The sequence below is a fragment of the Streptomyces marinisediminis genome (assembly GCF_026262575.1).
In the GTDB taxonomy this organism is placed as follows: Bacteria; Actinomycetota; Actinomycetes; order Streptomycetales; family Streptomycetaceae; genus Streptomyces; species Streptomyces marinisediminis.
The window spans coordinates 94,493-114,214 of sequence record NZ_JAPKFL010000009.1; the positions used below are offsets into that span (position 1 = coordinate 94,493).

The following is a 19,722-nucleotide window of genomic DNA, read 5'->3' on the forward strand; positions in this document are numbered from 1 at the left end:
CGCTCACACCGCCCCGAAGGTCGGCGAGTGCGTCTGCTGGAGCGTCTTGCCGCCGCCGAGGTACATGTGGACGCCGCACGGCAGGCACGGGTCGAAGCTGCGCACGGTGCGCATGATGTCGATGCCCTTGAAGTTCTCCGGACCGTTCTCCTCGAAGATCGGGCAGTCCTGCACCGCGTCCTCGTACGGGCCGGGGGTGCCGTAGACGTCGCGGGGGCTGGCGTTCCAGGGCGTGGGCGGGTACGGGTGGTAGTTGGCGATCTTCTTGTCCCGGATGACCAGGTGGTGCGAGAGCACTCCGCGCACGGCCTCGTGGAAGCCGACGCCGATGCCCTCGTCCGGGACGACGAAGTCCTGGAACACCTTGGTGCGCCCGGCGCGGACCTCGTCCAGCGCCTTCTCCACGAAGTACATCGCCATGCCGGCCGCGTAGGCGACGAAGTACATGCGGGCCCGGTTGCGCTCGATGGTGTTCGGGAAGGGCGGCGGCGTCCACTCCAGGTTGGCCTCGGGCATGCCGGGGGTCTTCGGCAGGTCGATCCGCACGCTGTGCCCGGTGGAGCGCACGTACGGCGTGCGGACCCGGTCGGCCAGCGCCGTGGCCCACAGGCGGGCGATGGGCCCGCCGCCGGTGTCCAGGGCGAGGTGGTCGCCGTTGCGCGGGTCGACCCAGCGCGGGCTCATCACCCAGCTGTACTTGCCGCCCTCCAGGTCGCGCTTCTGCGGTGCGGGGAGCGTGGTCTGGTTCCACGGGTGGCGCTTGTCGACGGGGTTGCCCAGCGGGTCCTTGTCGACGTAGGTCTCCTCGTTGGCCCAGTCCTCGTAGTAGGAGCTGCCGAGCAGGATGCGCATGCCGAGGTTGATGTCGACCAGGTCGGTGGTCACCAGCTCGTTGTCCACGACGATGCCGGGGGTGACGAACATGGCGTTGCCCCACTCGTTCATCGTCCGGTACCGGTAGTCGACGACCTCCGGGTCCTGGAACGCCCCCCAGCAGCCCAGCAGGGTGCGGCGGCGGCCCACCTCCTCGTAGCCGGGCAGCGCCTCGTAGAAGAAGTCGAAGACGTCGTCGTTCATGGCGACGGCGCGCTTGATGAAGTCGGTGCACCGGGTGAGCCGCACCAGGTAGTCGGTGAACACCTGGGGGGTGGCCACCGTGCCGACGCCGCCGGGGTAGAGCGTCGAGGGGTGCACGTGCCGGCCTTCCATCAGGCAGCACATCTCGCGGGTGAGGCGGCTCATGACGAGCGCCTCCTTGTAGGTGCTGCCCTCGAAGGGGTTGAAGGAGCGCATGATGTCGGCCATCGTGCGGAAGCCGTGCGTGTCACCGCGCGGGGCGGGGGTGCGCTCGGCCCGCTCCCACACCCCGGGGTTGGTCTCCTTGACCATGCGCTCGCAGTAGTCGACGAAGACCAGGTTGTCCTGGAAGATCGTGTGGTCGAACATGTACTCGGCCGCCTCGCCGAGATTCATGATGTAGTCCGCCAGCGGCGGCGGCTTGACGCCGTAGGCCATGTTCTGGGCGTAGATGGAGCACACGGCGTGGTTGTCGCCGCAGATGCCGCAGATGCGGCTGGTGATGAAGTGCGAGTCCCGGGGGTCCTTGCCCTTCATGAAGACGCTGTAGCCGCGGAAGATGGAGGACGTGGAGCGGCACTCGGCCACCCGCCGGTTGGCGAAGTCGATCTTGGTGTAGATGCCGAGGTTGCCGACGATCCGGGTGATCGGGTCGAAGGCGACCTCGGTGAGCTGCCCCGGCGCGGCCTCGGGCGGTCGGGACTGGGTGGCGGTCACGAAGTGGTCCTTTCGGCGTGGTGCGGTGTCAGCGGCCGGTCCACCGCGGCGCGTAGCCGGAGGTCAGCTCGGACCGGTTGTGGCGCCACTTGGGCTCCTGGTTGACGGTGCGGTTGGTGACGGCGCGCAGGGAGCGCACCAGCGGTCCGTAGGTGGAGCTCAGCAGCGCCGAGGAGACGCTGCCGCCGGGCGGCTCGTCCATGAAGGGCATGAACTTGTCCGGGAAGCCGGGCATGGTGCACGCGATGCAGATGCCGCCGACGTTCGGGCAGCCGCCGATGCCGTCCATCCAGCCGCGCTTGGTGACGTTGCAGTTGACCACCGGGCCCCAGCAGCCGATCTTCACCTGGCACTTGGGCGAGTTGTAGTCCTTGGCGAAGTCGCCCTGCTCGTAGTAGGCGGCGCGGTCGCAGCCCTCGTGCACGGTCTTGCCGAACAGCCAGGTGGGCCGGAGCTGGTCGTCCAGCGGGATCGTCGGGGCCATCCCGGCGGCCTGGTAGAGCAGCCAGGTCAGCGTCTCCATGAAGTTGTCCGGCTGCACCGGGCAGCCGGGGACGTTGACGATCGGCAGGCCGCCGGCCGACCGGAAGTCCCACCCCAGGTAGTCCGCGAGCCCCATGCAGCCGGTCGGGTTGCCGGCCATCGCGTGGATGCCGCCGTACGTGGCGCAGGTGCCGACGGCGACGACGGCGAGCGCCTTGGGGGCGAGCAGGTCGAGCCAGTCGTTGAGGGGGCGCGGCTCGCCGGTCTCGGGGTCGTTGCCCATCGAGGTCCAGTAGCCGTCGCCGTTGATGTTCTCGTTGGGGATCGAGCCCTCGACCACGAGCACGAACGGGGCGTCCAGTTCGCCGCGCGCCGCCTGGTGGAAGACCTTCATGAAGTCCTCGCCCGTCTCGTAGGCCAGGACCTTGTTGTGCAGGTGCACCTTGGGCAGCCCCGGGATCGCGCCGAGCACGACGTCCTCGATGCTGGGCAGGGAGGCGGCGGTCACCGAGATGGTGTCGCCGTCACAGCTCATGCCCTCGGAGGTCCACAGGATGTGGACCTCGTCGACGCCGCTGGGCGCGGCCGTTTCGGTGGTCATGGCGCCTTCCTTCCCGGGCGGCCTGCGGTGTGCCGCCGTCCCGTAGCTCGCCCCGAGCAGGCTGACACGGAGTGCGATACCTCACAAATCGGACACGCATGGGGGGTGACGCGTGCACCCGGCCAGGTGCGCGTCGGCCCGGGCGGGCGCACCCGGCCCGACGCGGCCGGGGCAGGAGCCTCCGGGGCCGGGAACACTTCGGGCGCCCGCGCCGGCTCCGCGCGCGCCGGCCGGCTGCACCGCCCGTCCGCCTCGCCCCTCGCCACACCCCGGCCCACCCCCGCCCCGGGCATCGCACCGACGCAGGGCGGGGCCCGCCAAGCGGGTGACCCAGGCCCGTCGCGGCGCGCGGCGCAGCCGGCCGACGGGCGCTCGGGGCGACCAGGGCGGCCGGGGCAGTCGGGGCGCTCAGGCCGGCCGGGGCCGTTCGGGGCGGACGGGACGGTCGCGGCGGGGAGCGCGCGGCGGCTCGCGCGGGGCGTCCCGCCCACCGGGGCGTGCGTGCCCGGGCCGTGGCCCGCGCCCGGCCGTCGGCCGGGCGCGGGACGTGCCGCACCGGCGCAGACCGGGGCGCCCCGGCCGGGAGTCGGCCGCACGGGGGAAATCCGCGTGCTCGGCCCGGCGGGTCCGTCCGCCCGCGGGCCCGGGGTGCCACGGTGAGGGCGATGCACGAACTGTCGATCGCCACCGCCGTCGTCGAGAGCGCCGACGCCGCCGCCCGGCGTCATGGCGCCGCCTCGGTCGACTCGGTGTGCCTGCGGGTCGGCGAGCTGGCCGGCGTCGTCCCCGACGCCCTGCGCTTCTCCTTCGACCTGGCCGCCGCCGGGACCGCGCTGGAGGGCGCCCGGCTGGAGATCGAGGACGTGCCGGCCCGGGCCCGCTGCGCCACCTGCCCCGGCGACTTCGCCGTCGGCTCCCCGCCCAGCCTGGTGTGCCCGCGCTGCGCCGGGGCGGCCGTCGAGCTGGTCAGCGGCCGCGAGCTGGAACTGGCCGCCGTACGTCTACCCCTAGGAGCGACCCCGTGATGTGCCGCACAGTCGACCTGCGCCACGCGGTGCTGGCGAAGAACGACGGCCTCGCCGCCACCCTCCGGGCCGACCTGGCCCAGCGCGGCGTCACCGCCGTCAACCTCATGTCCAGCCCCGGCAGCGGCAAGACGGCCCTGCTGGAACGGGTGCTCACGCGCGCCGGGGAGCGCCGCCTGGCCGCCGCCGCGCTCACCGCCGACCTCGCCACCGAGAACGACGCGCGCCGCCTGGCGCGCTCGGGCGCCCCCGTCAAGCAGGTGCTCACCGGCGGGCTGTGCCACCTGGAGTGCGACCAGGTCCGCGCCCAGCTCGCCGACTGGCTCCCCTCCGGGGTGCGCGCCCTGTTCATCGAGAACGTGGGCAACCTGGTCTGCCCGGCCTCCTACGACCTCGGCGAGTCCCTGCGCGTCGTCCTGATGTCCGTCACCGAGGGCGAGGACAAGCCGGCCAAGTACCCCACCGCCTTCGGCCTGGCCCACCTGGTGGTCCTCACCAAGACCGACCTCGCCGACGCCGCGGGCTTCGACGTCGACGCCTTCACCGCCTGCGTGGAGCAGGTCAACCCCGGAGTGGAGATCCTCCACTCCTCCGCCCGCACCGGCGAGGGCGTCGACCCGCTGCTGGACCGGGTGCTGGCGACGTGCAGCGGCGTGACGCCCCACCGGCCCGTCCTGGCCGCCCAGCACCTGGCCCGCCACGCCCACGACCACGGCCCCGGCACCGACGAGCACACCCACGACCACGGCCCCGGGGCCGACGAGCACGCCCACGACCACGGCCCCGAGCACGGGTCCGCGCCGCACGAGCACGCCCGCGACCACGGAGCCGGGCGCCCGCACGACGAAGCCCGCGCGCACGCCCACACGCACGCCCCCACGCACGACGGCGGTCGCCGCCACGACGACGCGCACGCCCGCGCGCACGACGACGCGCACGCCCCCGCGGCCGCGCACGAGCACCCCGGCGAGGCGCCCGCACACGGCGGCGCCCCCGCCCGGGTCACCGTCGCCCGCGACCACGCCCCCGGGGCGCACGGCTCCGCGCACGCCGGCGCGGGACTCGACGCCGCGCCCGGGCCGGCGGCGGACGCCGGCCGGCGGCAGGTCTGAGCCGGGGCGGCACCGCGGTCATGACGCACGCCCCGCCCCACCCCGGTCCCCACCCCGGCCCCGGCGGCACGCCGTGCGGCGGCGAGACGGCGCGCCGCCGCGTCACCGTGCGCGGCGTGGTGCAGGGCGTCGGCTTCCGCCCCTTCGTGCACCGGCTGGCCACCGCCCTCGCCCTGACCGGCCACGTGTCCAACACCCCGGCCGGGGTCATCGCCGAGGTGGAGGGGGACCGGGAGGCCGTCGAGGAGTTCTGCCGGCGGCTGCGCGACCAGGCGCCGCCGCTGGCCGCCGTCCGCGAGGTGGCCCACGAGCCGCTGGCCCCCGTCGGCGGGGACGGCTTCACCATCCGCGCCTCGCACACCCAGGGCCCGGGCGGGGCGCTGACCCCCATCCCGCCGGACACCGCCACCTGCGCGGACTGCCTGCGCGAACTGGCCGACCCGGCCGACCGCCGGCACCGCCACCCCTTCATCGCCTGCACCCACTGCGGCCCCCGGTTCACCATCGCCACCGCGCTGCCCTACGACCGCGCGACGACCACCATGGCCGCCTTCCCGCTGTGCCCGGCCTGTGCCGCCGAGTACACCGACCCGCTGGACCGCCGCTTCCACGCGCAGCCCGTGGCCTGCCCCGACTGCGGCCCCCGCCTGCGGCTCGTGCCCTCCCCCGGCCCCGGCCCGGGCCCGCGTCCGGCCGAGGGCGAACCGGCCCTGGCCGCCGCGCGGTCGCTGCTGGCCGAAGGCGCCGTCCTCGCGGTGAAGGGCCTCGGCGGCTACCACCTGGCCTGCGACGCGGCCGACCCGCGCGCCGTCGCCACGCTGCGCCGCCGCAAGGCGCGGGGCGACAAGCCGTTCGCGGTCATGTGCGCCGACCTCGCCACCGCGGCCCGGCTCGCCCGCGTCGGCCCCGCCGAACGCGCCGTGCTGGCCGGGCACCGCCGCCCCGTCGTCCTGCTGCGCCGCTCGGCCCCGGCGCCGGAGCTCCTCGCGGACGCCGTCTGCCCCGGCAGCCCGGACGTCGGCGTCATGCTGCCCTACACGCCGCTGCACCAGCTCCTGTTCGGCCTGCCCGGGGACGCGCCGGGGCCGCGCACGCTGGTGATGACCAGCGGCAACCGGTCCGGGGAGCCGATCGTCACCGACGACGGCGACGCGCTGACCCGGCTCGCCGGGATCGCCGACGCCTGGCTCGTCCACGACCGCCGCGTCGACACCCCGTGCGACGACTCCGTGGTGCGCGTACGGCCCGACGGCACCGTGCTCGTCCTGCGCCGCTCCCGCGGGTACGCGCCCGTGCCGCTGCCGCTGCCGGTGCCCGTCCGCCCGGCGCTGGCCGTCGGCGGCGACCTGAAGAACACGCTGTGCCTGGCCGACGGGGAGCAGGCGTTCTTCTCCCCCCACGTCGGCGACATGGGGGACCTCGCCACGCTGGACGCGTTCACCCGGGGCGAGCGGCGGCTGCGCGCCCTGACCGGCGTCGAGCCGGAACTGCTGGCCGCCGACCCGCACCCCGGGTACCACGCCACCCGGTGGGCGCGGCGGCACGCGGCCGGGCGCCCGCTGCGCCTGGTCCAGCACCACCACGCGCACGTCGCCTCCGCGCTGGCCGAGCACGGGCTGGACGGCACCGCACCGGTCATCGGCGTCGCCTTCGACGGCACCGGGTACGGCGCGGACCGCGCGGTGTGGGGCGGCGAGGTGCTGCTCGCCGACTACGCCGGGTACCGCCGCCTGGCGCACCTGGCCTACGCCCCGCTCCCCGGGGGCGACGCGGGTGTGGCCCACTGCTACCGCACCGCGCTGGCCCGGCTGCGCGCGGCCGGGGTGGGCTGGGACCCCGGGCTGCCGTGCGTCGCCGTCTGCCCCGGGGACGAACGGCGCCTGCTGGCACGGCAGCTGGAGCGCGACCTCGCGTGCGTGCCCACGTCCAGCGCGGGCCGCCTGTTCGACGCCGTGTCGTCGCTGACGGGCGTGTGCCACCGCGCGGGGTACGAGGGGCAGGCGGCGGTGGAGCTGGAGGCAGCCGCCGCCCGGGCCTGGCCGGTGGCCGAGCCGCCCGCGGACTGCGCCTTCGCGCTGCGCGAGCGGGCGGGCCGCGCCGTGCTCGACCCGGCGCCGCTGCTCGCCGCGCTCGCCGCCGCCGTGCGGCGCGGCACCCCGGCCGAGGTGCTGGCCGCCCGCTTCCACCGGGCGCTGGCGTCGGCCGTGGTGCGGGTGTGCCGGTGGGCGCGGGAGGCGACGGGGTCCGCCACCGTCGCCCTCACCGGGGGCGTCTTCGCCAACGCGCTGCTGGACGAGGCGTGCGCCGACGGCCTGCGCGCCCACGGCTTCACGGTGCTGCGGCACGGCGAGGTGCCCTGCGGGGACGGCGGACTCGCCCTCGGCCAGCTCGTGGTGGCCGCCCACGATCCAATCCCGCGCGGCTGACGGCCGACCGCGGACAGCTACCGACGAAGGAGTGAGGCGCATGTGTCTGGCGGTTCCCGGCAGGGTCGTCGGAACGAGCGAACGGGACGGCACGCCCATGGCACAGGTCGACTTCGGCGGCGTCGTCAAGGACGTGTGCCTGGCCTACGTGCCGGACGCGCGGGCCGGCGAGTACGTGGTCGTGCACGTCGGCTTCGCCCTCCAGCGGCTCGACGAGGAGTCCGCGCGGGCCTCGCTCGCGCTGTTCGAGCAACTGGGCCTGCTCGACGAGGAGTTCGGTGACGCCTGGGGCCGCGCCGCGGCCGAGGCGGGCGCCGCCAACCCGGCGGCGGGCGGCGCCGTGCCCGAGGCGGACGGCGCGCTCCCCGGCGCGGCGGCGCGGACCACGACCGCCGGGGCGGACGGCGCCCCGGCCGCGACGGAGGAAGGTGTCCGGTGAAGTACATCGACGAGTTCCACGACCCCGAGCTGGCCCGGCGGCTGCTGGACGAGATCCACGCCACGGTCACCAGGCCGTGGGCGCTGATGGAGGTCTGCGGCGGCCAGACGCACTCGATCATCCGGCACGGCATCGACCAGCTTTTGCCCGAGTCCCTGGAGCTGATCCACGGCCCCGGCTGCCCGGTGTGCGTCACCCCGCTGGAGATGATCGACAAGGCGCTGGAGATCGCGTCCCGGCCCGGCGTCGTCTTCTGCTCCTTCGGCGACATGCTGCGCGTCCCCGGCTCCGGCCGCGACCTGTTCCGGGTGCGCGCCGAGGGCGGGGACGTGCGCGTGGTGTACTCGCCGCTGGACGCCCTCGACATCGCCCGCCGCGAACCCGACCGCGAGGTCGTCTTCTTCGGCATCGGCTTCGAGACGACGGCTCCGGCCAACGCCATGGCCGTCCACGAGGCCAGGCGCCTGGGCGTGCGGAACTTCAGCCTGCTGGTGTCGCACGTGCGGGTGCCGCCCGCCGTCGAGGCCATCATGCGCGCCCCCGACTGCCGGGTGCAGGCGTTCCTGGCCGCCGGGCACGTGTGCAGCGTGATGGGCACCGCGGAGTACCCGGAGCTGGCCGAGCGGCACCGGGTGCCCATGGTCGTCACCGGGTTCGAGCCGCTGGACATCCTGGAGGGCGTGCGCCGGGCCGTGCGCCAGCTCGAAAGCGGGGAGCACCGGGTGGAGAACGCCTACCCGCGCGCCGTGCGGGCGGAGGGCAATCCGGCGGCGCTGGAGCGCATCGCCGAGGTCTTCGAGATCACCGACCGCTCCTGGCGCGGCATCGGCACCATCCCCGACAGCGGCTGGCGGCTGGCCCCGGCCTTCCGCGCGTACGACGCCGAGCACCGCTTCGAGGTCGGTGACCTGCGCACCGCCGAACCGGCGGCCTGCCGCAGCGGCGAGGTGCTCCAGGGGCTGATCAAGCCGCACGAGTGCGAGGCGTTCGGCACGGTGTGCACGCCGCGCTCGGCGCTGGGCGCGACGATGGTCTCCAGCGAGGGCGCCTGCGCCGCGTACTACCTCTACCGCCGCCTCAAGGCGCCCGCCCCGGCCGACCGGGCGGAGCGGCCCCGGCCCACCGGGCAGGCGGAGCCCACCGGGCGGCCCGCCCCGGCCGACCGGGAGCCCGTCCGGTCCGGTCGACCCGCCCAGCCCGCCGTGAAGGAGGCGACCCGCCTTGGCTGAGCCGACGACGCCCGCGGTGGTGGACCCCACCGCCTGGACCTGCCCGGCACCGCTGCGCGACCACCCCACCGTCGTGCTCGGGCACGGCGGCGGCGGCGCGCTCTCCGCCGAGCTCATGGAGCACCTGTTCGTCCCCGCCTACGGCAACGAGACGCTCGCCGGCCTGGGCGACAGCGCCGCCGTCACCCTCGGCGGCGCCCGGCTGGCGTTCTCCACGGACTCCTACGTGGTACGCCCGCTGTTCTTCCCCGGCGGCGGCATCGGGGACCTCGCGGTCAACGGCACCGTCAACGACCTGGCGATGAGCGGCGCCCGGGCGGCCTACCTGTCCTGCGCCTTCATCCTGGAGGAAGGCGTGGAGCTGTCCGTGGTGGGGAAGGTGGCCCAGGCGATCGGCACCGCGGCCGCCGCCGCGGAGGTCACCGTCGCCACGGGGGACACCAAGGTGGTCGACTCCGGCCACGGTGACGGCGTCTACGTCAACACCTCCGGCATCGGGCTCGTCCCCGAGGGCGTCGACATCCGCCCGCAGCGCGCGGCGCCGGGCGACGTGGTGATCGTCAGCGGGCCGATCGGGCTGCACGGCATCGCGATCATGAGCGTGCGCGAGGGGCTGGAGTTCGGCGTCGAGGAGATCGTCAGCGACACCGCCCCGCTGGGCGGCCTGGTGGCGGCGATGCTGGCCGTCACCCGCGACCTGCACGTGCTGCGGGACCCGACGCGCGGCGGGGTGGCGGCCTCGCTCAACGAGATCGCCACCGCCTCCGGGGCCGGGATCGTCCTCACCGAGCGCGACGTGCCGGTCCCGGACGCGGTGGGGGCCGCGTGCGGCTTCCTCGGCCTGGACCCGCTCTACGTGGCCAACGAGGGCCGGCTGCTGGCCGTGGTCCCGCGCGCCGAGGCCGAGGCGGTGCTCGCCGCCATGCGCGCCCACCCGCAGGGCGCCGGCGCGACCGTGATCGGCGAGTGCGTCGCCGAGCACCCCGGCATGGTCGTGGCCCGGACGCCGCTGGGCGGGTCCCGCGTCGTCGACCTGCCGCTGGGTGAACAGCTCCCGCGCATCTGCTGACGGCGCGGGCGCCGCCCGGGGGAACCCGCGACCACCGAGACCCCCGGGAACCTCCGGGACGGCGCATAGCCCCCGGCCCCGGGGGCACCCGGGGGACGTTCGCTGAGACATCGCTTCAAGGGAAGGACGTGGACGACGTGCGTGTCGCGTTTCTCGTCGCACAGGAAGGCGTGGAGCAGGTCGAGCTGACCGAGCCGTGGCAGGCGGTCAAGGACGCCGGCGGTACGCCGCGCCTGCTCGCCCCGCAGGGCGGCCAGGTGCAGGCCTTCGACCATCTGGACAAGGCCGACACCTTCCCGGTGGACCAGGAGGTCGGCCAGGCGGGCATGGAGGAGTACGACGGCCTCGTCCTGCCCGGCGGCGTCGCCAACCCCGACGCGCTGCGCATGGACGCGGAGTCGGTCTCCTTCGTCAAGGGGTTCTTCGAGCGCGGCAAGCCGGTGGCGGCGATCTGCCACGCGCCGTGGACGCTCATCGAGGCCGACGTGGTGCGCGGCCGCCGCATGACGTCGTGGCCCAGCCTGCGCACGGACCTGCGCAACGCGGGCGCCGAGTGGGCCGACGAGCAGGTGATCGTCTGCACGGGCGGCCCGAACACCCTCGTCACCAGCCGCAAGCCCGACGACCTCCAGGCGTTCTGCGACACCTTCGTGCCGGAGTTCAAGAAGGTCGCCTCCTAGCCGGCCGGCGCGCCCGACCCGCGTCGCGCGGTACGCCCGGGCACGGGGACACGGGGACACGGGGACACGGTGAGGGGCCCCGGACCAGACGGTCCGGGGCCCCTCACCGTGTCACGCGGGGGCGCGGGGCGGCCGGGGCCGGCCGGCGGCCCCGGCCCGCGCGGCGTGCGTCAGACCGCTGAGCCGGCGACCCACTCGTCCCACGGCATGTTCCAGCCGTTGAGCCCGTTGTCCGGGGCGATCTCCTTGTCCGGGGAGTTCACGACCTCGACCACGTCGCCCAGCATGGAGTTCTCGTAGAACCAGTAGCCGTCCGTGGAGGTGTCGTCGGCGCCCTTGACGTCCCGCAGGCCGACGCAGCCGTGGCTGGTGTTGCCCTCGCCGAAGGGGGCGCCCCAGTAGTTGCCGTGGATGAAGGTGCCGGAGGTGGACAGGCGCATCGCGTGCGGCACGTCCGGGATGTCGTACTCGCCCTCGCCGTCGTCGTCGGTGAAGCCGACGGTGGCGCCGTTCATCCGGGTCTCCTTGAACTTCTCGGAGATCACCATCTCGCCGTTGTAGGTCGGCGTCTCCTTGCTGCCCGCGGAGATCGGTATCTCCTTGATCAGCTTGCCGTCGCGCACGACCTTCATGGTGTGGCTCTTGACGTCGACGGTGCTGATCTGGGAGCGGCCGACGGTGAAGCTGAAGCTCTTGTCCTGCACGCCGGTGACGCCCGCAGACCCCTCCACCCCGTCCAGGCCGAGCTTGACGGTGACCTCGGAGCCGGACTTCCAGTAGTCCTTGGGCCGGAAGTCGAGCCGCTCGTCGCCGAACCAGTGCCCGACGATCTGCTGGCCGCTGCTGGAGTTGACCTCGATCGCCGACTGGACCTCGGCCTTGTTCTCGATGGGCTTGTCGAACTTCAGCGACACCGGCATGCCCACGCCGACCGTGCTGCCGTCCTCGGGGGTGAAGTAGCCGATGAAGCTGTTCTGCGGCGAGACGGTGGTGAACGTGGAGTTCTCGGTCGTCTCCCGCCCCTCACCGTCCTTCGCCTTGGCGACCACGCGGTACTCGGTGGCCCGTTCGAGCTGCCCGCCGGGGCTCCAGGAGGTGCCGTCCGCGGATATCTCGCCCTCGACCTCGGCCCCGCTCGCGGTGGCCGTCATCGTCACCTCGGTGAGCTCGCCGCTCTTGACGGAGACCTGCGCGTCGTTGTTGATACCGACGTTCTCCGCGCCGTTCTTGGGTGTGATGGATATGTGCGCGGCGGACTGGGTCTTCGGCTCGTTCCCCGCGCTCTCCCCGCTCGCGGAGGCCGACGGTTCGCTCTTGCCCGGGCCCTCGGCGCCGCCGGTCTCCTCGCTGCAGGCACTGAGCACGAGAGCACCGCTGAGCAGTGCAGCCGACACCGCTATGCCCCTGCGGCGGTTGCTGGCCGTTTTCACACGCTTCTCCATACGCTTCGAGCCCTTGACTCCCCTGTGGCCCGTGACGCCGGGTGACGGGCAGCCCGCAATCCGGGCATGTGACCTCACACTTGTACGTAAGGAAACGCGAGGGAGCAGTGACGCGTTCCACCCTCACGCCAACTGTGTTCCAGAACACGTCCGGCACGGCTCCCGCGGTTCCGTCCGGCGCCGCGGAGTTTCCAGTATGGGGGTGATACGTGCCCGGCCGGGCCGCCGCTATGCCCGCGCGGAGCCCGGGAGACCCCCGGCGCCCGCCCCACCGGCGGTGTCGGCCTCGGTCGCGTTCCCCGGACTCCCGGGGGTCCCGGGGGTCCCGGGCTCCTCGGGTGTCCCGGCGTCCTCGGCCGCGTCGGGGTGCCACAGGTCGGCCCGCGGGTCGAAGTCGACCTGCTCGCTGCTCCAGGACGCCTGCGCCAGCTCCACGCCGGGCACGGCGCTCACCAGGTCGATCGGGTCCACCAGGTAGGCGACGGCCTCGGCGGTGTCCTCCGCGACCGCCCGCACGGCGTGCCGGCGCTCCTCGTCCGGCATGAACTCGTCGGCGGCGACGTGCTGCCCGGCGGCCGCGGCGAGCCGTTCCGGATCGGCGACCTCCAGGACGAGTTCGACCTGGAGGCGGACGTGGCGGGGTGTGGCGTGTGCGTTCATGCCCGGAGCGTAGGCACGGGTGCGGACCGGACTTCCCCGCGACCCGCCGCCGTGGCTAACATCTGCCTGCGCACGGGTGTTTCACCTGTTCGAACCGCTCCCCCGACTCCCGCGCACGACAGTGAAGGAGGCCCTCGTGGCCGCTTCCCGCCGCCCGTTAATCACCTCCGCCGTCGCGGGCGGGCTGCTGGTCGCGCTGTGGTTCGTCCCGTCGGCCAACGCGTCCCACGAGGCCGAACAGGCGGTCGCGGCACGTTCCGCTTCCGCGCCCGCCGAGCCCGCGCCCGCCCCCGTCACCGCGCCCGCCCAGGGGCCCGCCACGCCCGACGCGCCCGACGCGCCCGACGAGGCTGTCGGGGCGCACCTGGCGGACACCGGCGGGTTCACCAGCGCGCCCTACGTCGCGGCCGGCGTCACGCTCCTGGGCGCGGGCGCCGCGCTCCTGGCCCACGCCGGGCGCCGCGCCCACGCCTGAGCCCCACGCGGGGGCCGGCCCGGCCCGGCCCCCTGGAGCCGGGCCGGAACCCGCGCGGGCGGCGGCTACGCCAGCGGCCCGGTGACGGACTCGGCGGCCGCGACCAGCCCGCCGTCGCGGACGAAGGCCTCCGCCGCCGCGATGTCGGGCGCGAGGAACCGGTCCGGCCCCGCGCCCGCCACCCCGGCCCGCCGGGCCGCGTCGAGCACGGCGCGGGACGCGGGCGCCGGGGCCAGGCCGTCGGACGCCCGCAGCTCCAGCGCCCGGGTGGCGGCGAACAGCTCGATGGCGATGACCCGGGTCAGGTTGCCCACCGCGGTGCGCAGCTTGCGGGCGGCCGACCAGCCCATCGAGACGTGGTCCTCCTGCATCGCCGAGGACGGGATGGAGTCGGCCGAGGCGGGCACCGCGAGCCGCTTCAGCTCGCTGACCAGCGCGGCCTGCGTGTACTGGGCGATCATGAGCCCGGAGTCCACCCCCGCGTCGTGGGCGAGGAACGGCGGCAGGCCGTGCGAGCGGTTCTTGTCCAGCAGCCGGTCGGTGCGGCGCTCGGCGATGGAGGCGAGGTCGGCCGCCGCGATAGCGAGGAAGTCCAGCACGTAGGCGACCGGGGCGCCGTGGAAGTTGCCGTTGGACTCCACCCGGCCGTCGGGCAGGACGACGGGGTTGTCCACGGCCGCGGCCAGCTCCCGCTCGGCGACGAGCACGGCGTGCGCGAGCGTGTCCCGGCCCGCCCCGGCGACCTGCGGCGCGCAGCGCACCGAGTAGGCGTCCTGGACGCGCGGCGCGTCGTCCTGGTGGTGCCCGGTGCACGCGGAGCCGTCGAGGACCGCGAGCATGTTGGCGGCGCTCGCGGCCTGCCCGGGGTGCGGGCGGACGGCGTGCAGCTCCGGGGCGAGCACCCGGTCGGTGCCCAGGAGCGCTTCGAGGGTCAGTGCGGCGGTGATGTCGGCGCTGGTGAGCAGGCGGGCCAGGTCGGCGGCGGCCAGGACGAGCATGCCCAGCATGCCGTCGGTGCCGTTGAGCAGCGCCAGCCCCTCCTTCTCGCGCAGCTCGACGGGGGCGATGCCGTGCTCGGCGAGCAGCTCGGCGGCCGGGCGGACGACGCCGTCGGGGCCCTCGGCGTCCCCTTCCCCGAGGAGGGCGAGGGCGCAGTGCGACAGCGGCGCGAGGTCGCCGGAGCAACCCAGCGAGCCGTACTCGTGGACGACGGGGGTGATGTCGGCGTTGAGCACGTCGGCCATGGTGCGCAGCACCTCGGGGCGCACGCCGGTGTGGCCGGAGGCGACCGTCTTCAGGCGCAGGAACATCAGCGCCCGCACCACCTCGCGCTCCACCCGCGGACCGGTGCCGGCGGCGTGCGAACGGACGATGTTGCGCTGGAGCTGGGCGCGCAGGTCGGGGCTGATGTGCCGGACGGCGAGGGCGCCGAAGCCGGTGGAGACCCCGTAGACCGGCTCGGGCCTGGCGGCCAGGTCGTCGATGAACGTGCGCGCGTCCGCGACCCGGGCCAGCGCCTCGGGCGACAGCTCGACGCGCGCGGCGCCGCGGGCCACGGCGATGACGTCCTGCGCGGTGATCCCGGCGGGTCCGACCAGCACGGTGCTCTGCATATCCATATTCACGCACCCTAAGCACTGAATCCGAAACTGTCACCAGGCGGCGGAGCCGTCCCGTGCCGGCACGGACGCGCGGGTGACGCTCAGCGCCCCCGGAAGCGGCGGCGGTCGCCGGGCGGCGGGGTGGCCTCGTCGGCGAGGTGGACGATCTCGCGCCCGGCGACCACCGGCTTGGCCGCCCGGGCCGCCTTCGCGCGGTACTGGGCCGCGTCGGCCAGCCGCAGCAGGCGGCGGGCGGAGTGCACCGGGCCGATCGGGTCGCCGGTGGAGGCGACACCGCAGGCCACGCCCTCGCCCTCGGCCAGATCGGCCGCGCGCAGGCACAGCTCGTCGGCCACCCGCACCACCTCGTCGGCGGGCGGCCCCTCCGCGAGCAGGCAGAACTCGTCCCCGCCGAGCCGGGCCACCAGCGCGCCCGGCAGCATCGCGCCGCACCGGGAGAGCAGCGAGCCGAAACGCTCCAGCAGGCGGTCGCCGGCGGCGTGGCCACGGGTGTCGTTGACGCGCTTGAGGCCGTTGAGGTCGCACACGAGCAGGCTGACGACGACGCCCTCGGCGCGGTGCCGCTCCAGCGCCTCGTCCAGCCGCGTGTCGACCGCGCGCCGGTTGCCGAGCCCGGTGAGCGGGTCGGTGAAGGCCAGCCGCCGCACCTGCTCCAGCCGCTCGTGCTGGGACAGCCCCGCGGCGACGACGGCCGCGAGCACGGTGGCGAACCGGGGGTGGGCGGCCTCGAACGCCGGACCGCCCGCGCTCCGGGCCACGTACAGCTCACCCCAGGCGCGGCCGTCCAGCACCACCGGGACGACGACGCAGGCGCCCCGGCCCCGGCGGCGCAGCGCGGCGGCGCGGTGCCGCCCGTAGGCGCCCGCGCCGGGCGTCCGCGCGGCCGTCTCCACCCAGGCGAGTGAGCCCTCACCGCCCGTCCAGCGCTCGTGGGCGAACTCCGCGATCTCGGGGAAGTCCTCCACGGAGTAGGACTCGTCCTGCGGAAACGTTTCCTCGCCGGGGGCCAGCTCACCCTCGTTCACCAGCACGCGCAGCCGGCCGCGCGAGCGCTCCCACACCGAGACGGCGGCGAAGTCGGCGTCCATCGCGACGCGGGCGCCGTGCGCGGCGGCCAGGGCGGCCTCCCGGGGGCCCGGGGCCGCGGCCATGGCCCGGGCCAGCCGCAGCACCGCGCACAGCCTCGCGTCGTCTCCCATACGACCCAGGTTAGGAGGCTTCGCCCTGTTTGGCGCTCCGGGTCACTCCCCCGGCCACCGGGGCGCGCGCTTCTCGTTGAAGGCCGCCACGCCCTCGGCGCGGTCGCCGGAGAACGCGACGGTGCGCCACGCGGCGTCCTCCACCTCCAGGCCGGCCGCCAGCGCCATGCCCCAGCCGGTGCGCAGCGCCCGCTTGGCCGCGCGCAGGCCGACGGGCGAGTGGGCGGCGATGCGCCCCGCCAGCTCCAGCGCCTCCGCGCGGGCCGCGCCGCCGGCGACGAGCTGGTCCACCAGGCCGATCCGGTGGGCCTCCTCGGCCTCGACGCGGCGCGCGGTGAAGATCAGCTCCGCGGCGCGGGCGGCCCCGACGCGGCGCGGCAGCAACTGGGTGCCGCCACCGCCCGGGATGACGCCGACGGACACCTCGGGCAAGCCGACGACCGCGGTGGTGTCCGCGACGATCAGGTCGCAGGAGAGGGCCAGCTCGAAGCCCCCGCCGAGCGCGAACCCGTGCACGGCGGCGATGGTCGGCATCGGGAGCTGGAGGACCCCGGTGTAGGCGGCGCGCGCGTAGGGGCGCTGCCGGCCCAGCTCGGCGTCGGTGAAGCGGTTGCGCTCCTTGAGGTCGGCGCCCACGCAGAACGCCCGGTCGTTGCTGGAGGTCAGGACGACGGCGCGCACCCCGGTGTCGGCGGCGAGCGCCGCGCACGCCTCCGCGAGATCGGCGGCCAGCCGCGTGGACACCGCGTTCATCGCCTGGGGCCGGTCGAGCACCAGCTCCGCCACGTGCCCGTCCTCGCGGACCTCGATCCACTCTCCGTACCGCACCATCGCGAACTCCCTCGTCCTCGCTCGTGTGAACGCCCGCTCACGCTACCGGGTGCGCCCCGGGGGCCGGCAGCGCGGCGGGGACCGGCAGCGCGGCGGGGACCCCGGCCGCGCGACCGGGCACGCCGGGTGCGCCGGGCAGACGGTCACCGGCCGGTGGCGGCAGGCGTGCCCCGCACGGACCTCGGTGACCCGCCCACGGGTTCGCCGGACCGACCCGCCACCGGGAACGGCAGGGGCACGGGCGCCGGACGCAGGCACGCAGACACGCAGACACGCAGACACGCGGACGCAGGCAGGACGGACGCCGGTACGCCGGGGTGCGGGCGGCCGGGGTTCCGCGCGGCCGGGGCGTCAGGGCGCCGCCGGGGTCATCCGCGCCGGCTCAGCAGCCACGGTTCGACGACGCCCAGACCGCGCACGGGGCGCTGGTAGAGCGGCTGGAGGGCGAACCGGTAGCCGCCGCCCGCCCCGGAGTCCTTCTCCGAACGCGGGGCGTCGCCGACGGCCGTCAGCTCCTCGCGGATCGCGCCGTCGACGAGGACGGTGTCCTTCGGCGCTATCGAGGTCAGCCGGCTGGCGAGGTTGACGGTGTTGCCGAACACGTCGCCCATGCGGGTCGTCACCGTGCCGAAGGCCATGCCGACCCGCAGCTCGGGCATGGTCTCGTCGTTCGAGAGGGTCTCGATCAGGCGCAGCCCGATCTCGGCGGCGGTACCCGCCTCGTCAGCGACGTAGAGGACCTCGTCGCCCAAAGTCTTGATCAGGCGGCCGCCGTGCGCGGCCACCAGGTCGGCGGCGGTGGTCTCGAACGCCTCGACCAGCTCCCCGAGTTCCTCCTCCTCCAGCCGCCGGGTCAGGCGGGTGAAGCCGACCAGGTCCGCGAAGCCGACGGCCAGCCGCCGGTCGACCATCTCCTCGTCGTCCTGCGCCTGCACGACCCGGCCGGTGGCCGCGGCGAGCTGCCGTCGCCAGACGTAGACGATGAACTCCTGGAGCTCCGGGAGCAGCAGCTCGACCAGCGGGTAGGTGACCTCCATCCGGCTCATCCCCGGCTCCGGCGAGACGGTCAGCCCCGCGAGGAAGGAGTCGACCTGCCACTCGGCGAGCCGGGCGGTGGTCTGGCCGGTGGAGCGGGCGACCTGCACGGCCATCGCCTCGTTCAGCAGCCCGGCCTCCACCAGACCGGCCAGGCGGCGCAGGGCCAGCACGTCGGCCTCGGTCAGCGCCCGGGCCTGGCCGATGTCGGCGAAGCCCATGGCGCGCCAGAAGCGGGCGGCCAGGTCCATGGGCACGTCGGCGGCGCGGGCGGCCTGGAAGGGGGTGTAGGTGCGGGCGGAGCCGAGGATGAGCTCCTCGACCTTGAGCGCGAGGGGGTTGTCCTTCGGCCGGTCCTCGGGCGGCTCGCGCTCCTCGAAGGCGTGCGCGGGGTAGCGCCCCGCGCCCCCCGCGGGCTCCGACGCGGACCGCCCGGCGCGGTCGGCTCCGGAGCCGGAGTCGGCGGCGCCCTCCGCGTCGGGCTCGGGCACGGCCGAGTCGTCCGCGGTCACTTCCCGCCCCTTGCCAGGTTCCCGCGCATGAGGTGCCCGCGCACTGCCCTTCCGTTCCACTGCGCCGCGCCCGCCGCGCCGCGCCACGGGCCCCACGATACGGCAGGTGTGCCGTAGCTCACGTGCGGGCGGGCGCGTGGGCGTCGCCCGCCCTGCCGGTCACCGGCCCGGCCGCAGGTGCACGATGTCACCGGCGCCGACCGACCGCTGTACCCCGCCGCCGGTGTCCAGCACCAGCTGCCCGTCGCCGTCCACGGCGACGGCCTCGCCGACCAGCTCCCGGCCGCTGGGCAGCTCCGCCCGCACGGCGCGGCCGAGGGTGGCGCACCCCGCGGCGTAGACCTCCTGGAGCCCGCAGGCGCCCGCGTCGCCGCCGGCCGCGCGCCAGTCGGCGTACCACCGCTCCACCGAGCGCAGCACCGCGCGCACCAGCGGGTCGCGGTCGGTGGTGTGCGCACCGGCGAGCGCGAGGGAGCCCGCCGTGGGCACGGGCAGCTCGGCGGCGCGCAGCGAGACGTTGATCCCGACGCCGACGACCACCGCGTCCTGCTCGGCGCCGCCGGTGCGCTCCGCGAGGATGCCGCCGATCTTGCGCTCCTCGCCGTCGACCTCCGCGAGCAGGTCGTTGGGCCACTTCAGCCGGGTGTCCGCGCCCGCGGTGCGGGCCAGCGCGGTGGCGGTGGCGACGCCGGTGAGCAGCGGCAGCCAGCTCCAGCGGGCCTGCGGCACGGCGGGCCCGGGGCGCAGCACGAAGGAGAGGAAGAGCCCGCTGCGCGGCGGGGCGTTCCAGTACCGGTCCAGCCGCCCGCGGCCGGCCGTCTGCTCCTCGGCGATCAGGACGGTGCCCTCGCGCGCCGCGCCCCGGCGGACCCGGTCCACCAGGTCGGTGTTGGTCGAACCGGTGCGCGCGACGACGTCGAGCTCGCTCCACAGGCCGTCCCCGCCCAGCAGCGCCCGGCGCAGGGCCGCGGCGGCCAGGGGCGGCCGGTCCAGGTCGGTGAAGGGGCTCGGCGCGCCGCCGGGGCCGGGCGCGTCCGCGGAGGTTTGGGGTGTCATGGGGTCAGCGTAGGCCCGTCGGTGTGGCCAAC

General features: G+C 75.4%; 16 protein-coding genes and 1 pseudogene. 8 read left to right on the top strand and 9 right to left on the bottom strand.

Annotated features, from left to right (window positions below; all coding sequences use genetic code 11):
- Positions 1–3 precede the first annotated feature (3 nt).
- The gene (locus OSB71_RS09895; protein WP_265946566.1) at positions 4–1,794 is read right to left on the bottom strand and encodes a nickel-dependent hydrogenase large subunit; all 1,791 of its coding nucleotides are present in this window, start codon (positions 1,792–1,794) and stop codon (positions 4–6) included.
- Positions 1,795–1,822: 28 nt separating this feature from the next.
- Positions 1,823–2,878, bottom strand: a complete 1,056-nt coding sequence (locus OSB71_RS09900) for an NADH-quinone oxidoreductase subunit B family protein (protein ID WP_265946568.1) — start codon at positions 2,876–2,878, stop codon at positions 1,823–1,825.
- 665 nt (positions 2,879–3,543) lie between these two features.
- On the opposite strand from OSB71_RS09900, the gene hypA reads away from it, so the two are divergent.
- From hypA to OSB71_RS09935, 7 genes and pseudogenes are all read left to right on the top strand, one after another.
- A complete protein-coding gene (gene hypA / locus OSB71_RS09905) occupies positions 3,544–3,903 on the top strand; it encodes a hydrogenase maturation nickel metallochaperone HypA (RefSeq protein ID WP_265946570.1) in 360 nt (119 codons plus the stop codon).
- Positions 3,903–4,715: pseudogene (gene hypB / locus OSB71_RS09910) on the top strand (hydrogenase nickel incorporation protein HypB); the annotation flags it as partial. The gene hypA and the pseudogene hypB, both read left to right, overlap by 1 nt.
- A 320-nt stretch (positions 4,716–5,035) precedes the next feature.
- On the top strand, positions 5,036–7,441 hold the full coding sequence (gene hypF, locus OSB71_RS09915) for a carbamoyltransferase HypF (RefSeq protein ID WP_265946571.1): 2,406 nt from the start codon (positions 5,036–5,038) through the stop codon (positions 7,439–7,441).
- 40 nt (positions 7,442–7,481) lie between these two features.
- Positions 7,482–7,880 carry a HypC/HybG/HupF family hydrogenase formation chaperone gene (locus tag OSB71_RS09920; RefSeq protein ID WP_265946573.1) on the top strand — a complete coding sequence of 133 codons (399 nt, stop codon included), beginning with the start codon at positions 7,482–7,484 and terminating at the stop codon, positions 7,878–7,880.
- Positions 7,877–9,109, top strand: coding sequence for a hydrogenase formation protein HypD (hypD, locus tag OSB71_RS09925; RefSeq protein ID WP_265946575.1), 1,233 nt, complete (start codon positions 7,877–7,879; stop codon positions 9,107–9,109). Before OSB71_RS09920 ends, hypD begins: the two co-directional genes overlap by 4 nt.
- Positions 9,102–10,178, top strand: a complete 1,077-nt coding sequence (gene hypE, locus OSB71_RS09930; RefSeq protein ID WP_323055264.1) for a hydrogenase expression/formation protein HypE — start codon at positions 9,102–9,104, stop codon at positions 10,176–10,178. Before hypD ends, hypE begins: the two co-directional genes overlap by 8 nt.
- A gap of 137 nt (positions 10,179–10,315) precedes the next feature.
- Positions 10,316–10,858 carry a type 1 glutamine amidotransferase domain-containing protein gene (locus OSB71_RS09935; protein ID WP_265946741.1) on the top strand — a complete coding sequence of 181 codons (543 nt, stop codon included), beginning with the start codon at positions 10,316–10,318 and terminating at the stop codon, positions 10,856–10,858.
- 170 nt (positions 10,859–11,028) lie between these two features.
- Here OSB71_RS09935 and OSB71_RS09940 read toward each other — a convergent pair whose 3' ends face one another.
- Both OSB71_RS09940 and OSB71_RS09945 read right to left on the bottom strand, forming a co-directional pair.
- Positions 11,029–12,300 (bottom strand): L,D-transpeptidase, encoded by a 1,272-nt coding sequence (locus OSB71_RS09940; RefSeq protein WP_265946577.1) that lies wholly within the window; start codon positions 12,298–12,300, stop codon positions 11,029–11,031.
- Positions 12,301–12,528: 228 nt separating this feature from the next.
- Positions 12,529–12,960: a hypothetical protein gene (locus OSB71_RS09945; protein WP_265946579.1), complete on the bottom strand. Its 432-nt coding sequence runs from the start codon at positions 12,958–12,960 to the stop codon at positions 12,529–12,531.
- Between the two features lie 136 nt (positions 12,961–13,096).
- Here OSB71_RS09945 and OSB71_RS09950 point away from each other — a divergent pair, with 136 nt between their 5' ends.
- Positions 13,097–13,435 carry a hypothetical protein gene (locus tag OSB71_RS09950; protein ID WP_265946581.1) on the top strand — a complete coding sequence of 113 codons (339 nt, stop codon included), beginning with the start codon at positions 13,097–13,099 and terminating at the stop codon, positions 13,433–13,435.
- 65 nt (positions 13,436–13,500) lie between these two features.
- On the opposite strand, the gene hutH is transcribed toward OSB71_RS09950, so the two are convergent.
- The 5 genes from hutH to OSB71_RS09975 all read right to left on the bottom strand — a co-directional run bounded on the left by hutH (position 13,501) and on the right by OSB71_RS09975 (position 19,690).
- Entirely contained in the window at positions 13,501–15,054 is a 1,554-nt protein-coding gene (gene hutH / locus OSB71_RS09955; protein ID WP_265946583.1) for a histidine ammonia-lyase, read from the bottom strand.
- 83 nt (positions 15,055–15,137) lie between these two features.
- A complete protein-coding gene (locus OSB71_RS09960) occupies positions 15,138–16,256 on the bottom strand; it encodes a GGDEF domain-containing protein (RefSeq protein ID WP_265946585.1) in 1,119 nt (372 codons plus the stop codon).
- A gap of 42 nt (positions 16,257–16,298) precedes the next feature.
- A complete protein-coding gene (locus OSB71_RS09965; protein ID WP_265946588.1) occupies positions 16,299–17,087 on the bottom strand; it encodes an enoyl-CoA hydratase/isomerase family protein in 789 nt (262 codons plus the stop codon).
- 368 nt (positions 17,088–17,455) lie between these two features.
- Positions 17,456–18,634, bottom strand: coding sequence for an adenylate/guanylate cyclase domain-containing protein (locus tag OSB71_RS09970; RefSeq protein ID WP_265946590.1), 1,179 nt, complete (start codon positions 18,632–18,634; stop codon positions 17,456–17,458).
- 159 nt (positions 18,635–18,793) lie between these two features.
- Positions 18,794–19,690: a biotin--[acetyl-CoA-carboxylase] ligase gene (locus OSB71_RS09975; protein WP_265946592.1), complete on the bottom strand. Its 897-nt coding sequence runs from the start codon at positions 19,688–19,690 to the stop codon at positions 18,794–18,796.
- Positions 19,691–19,722: the final 32 nt, after the last annotated feature.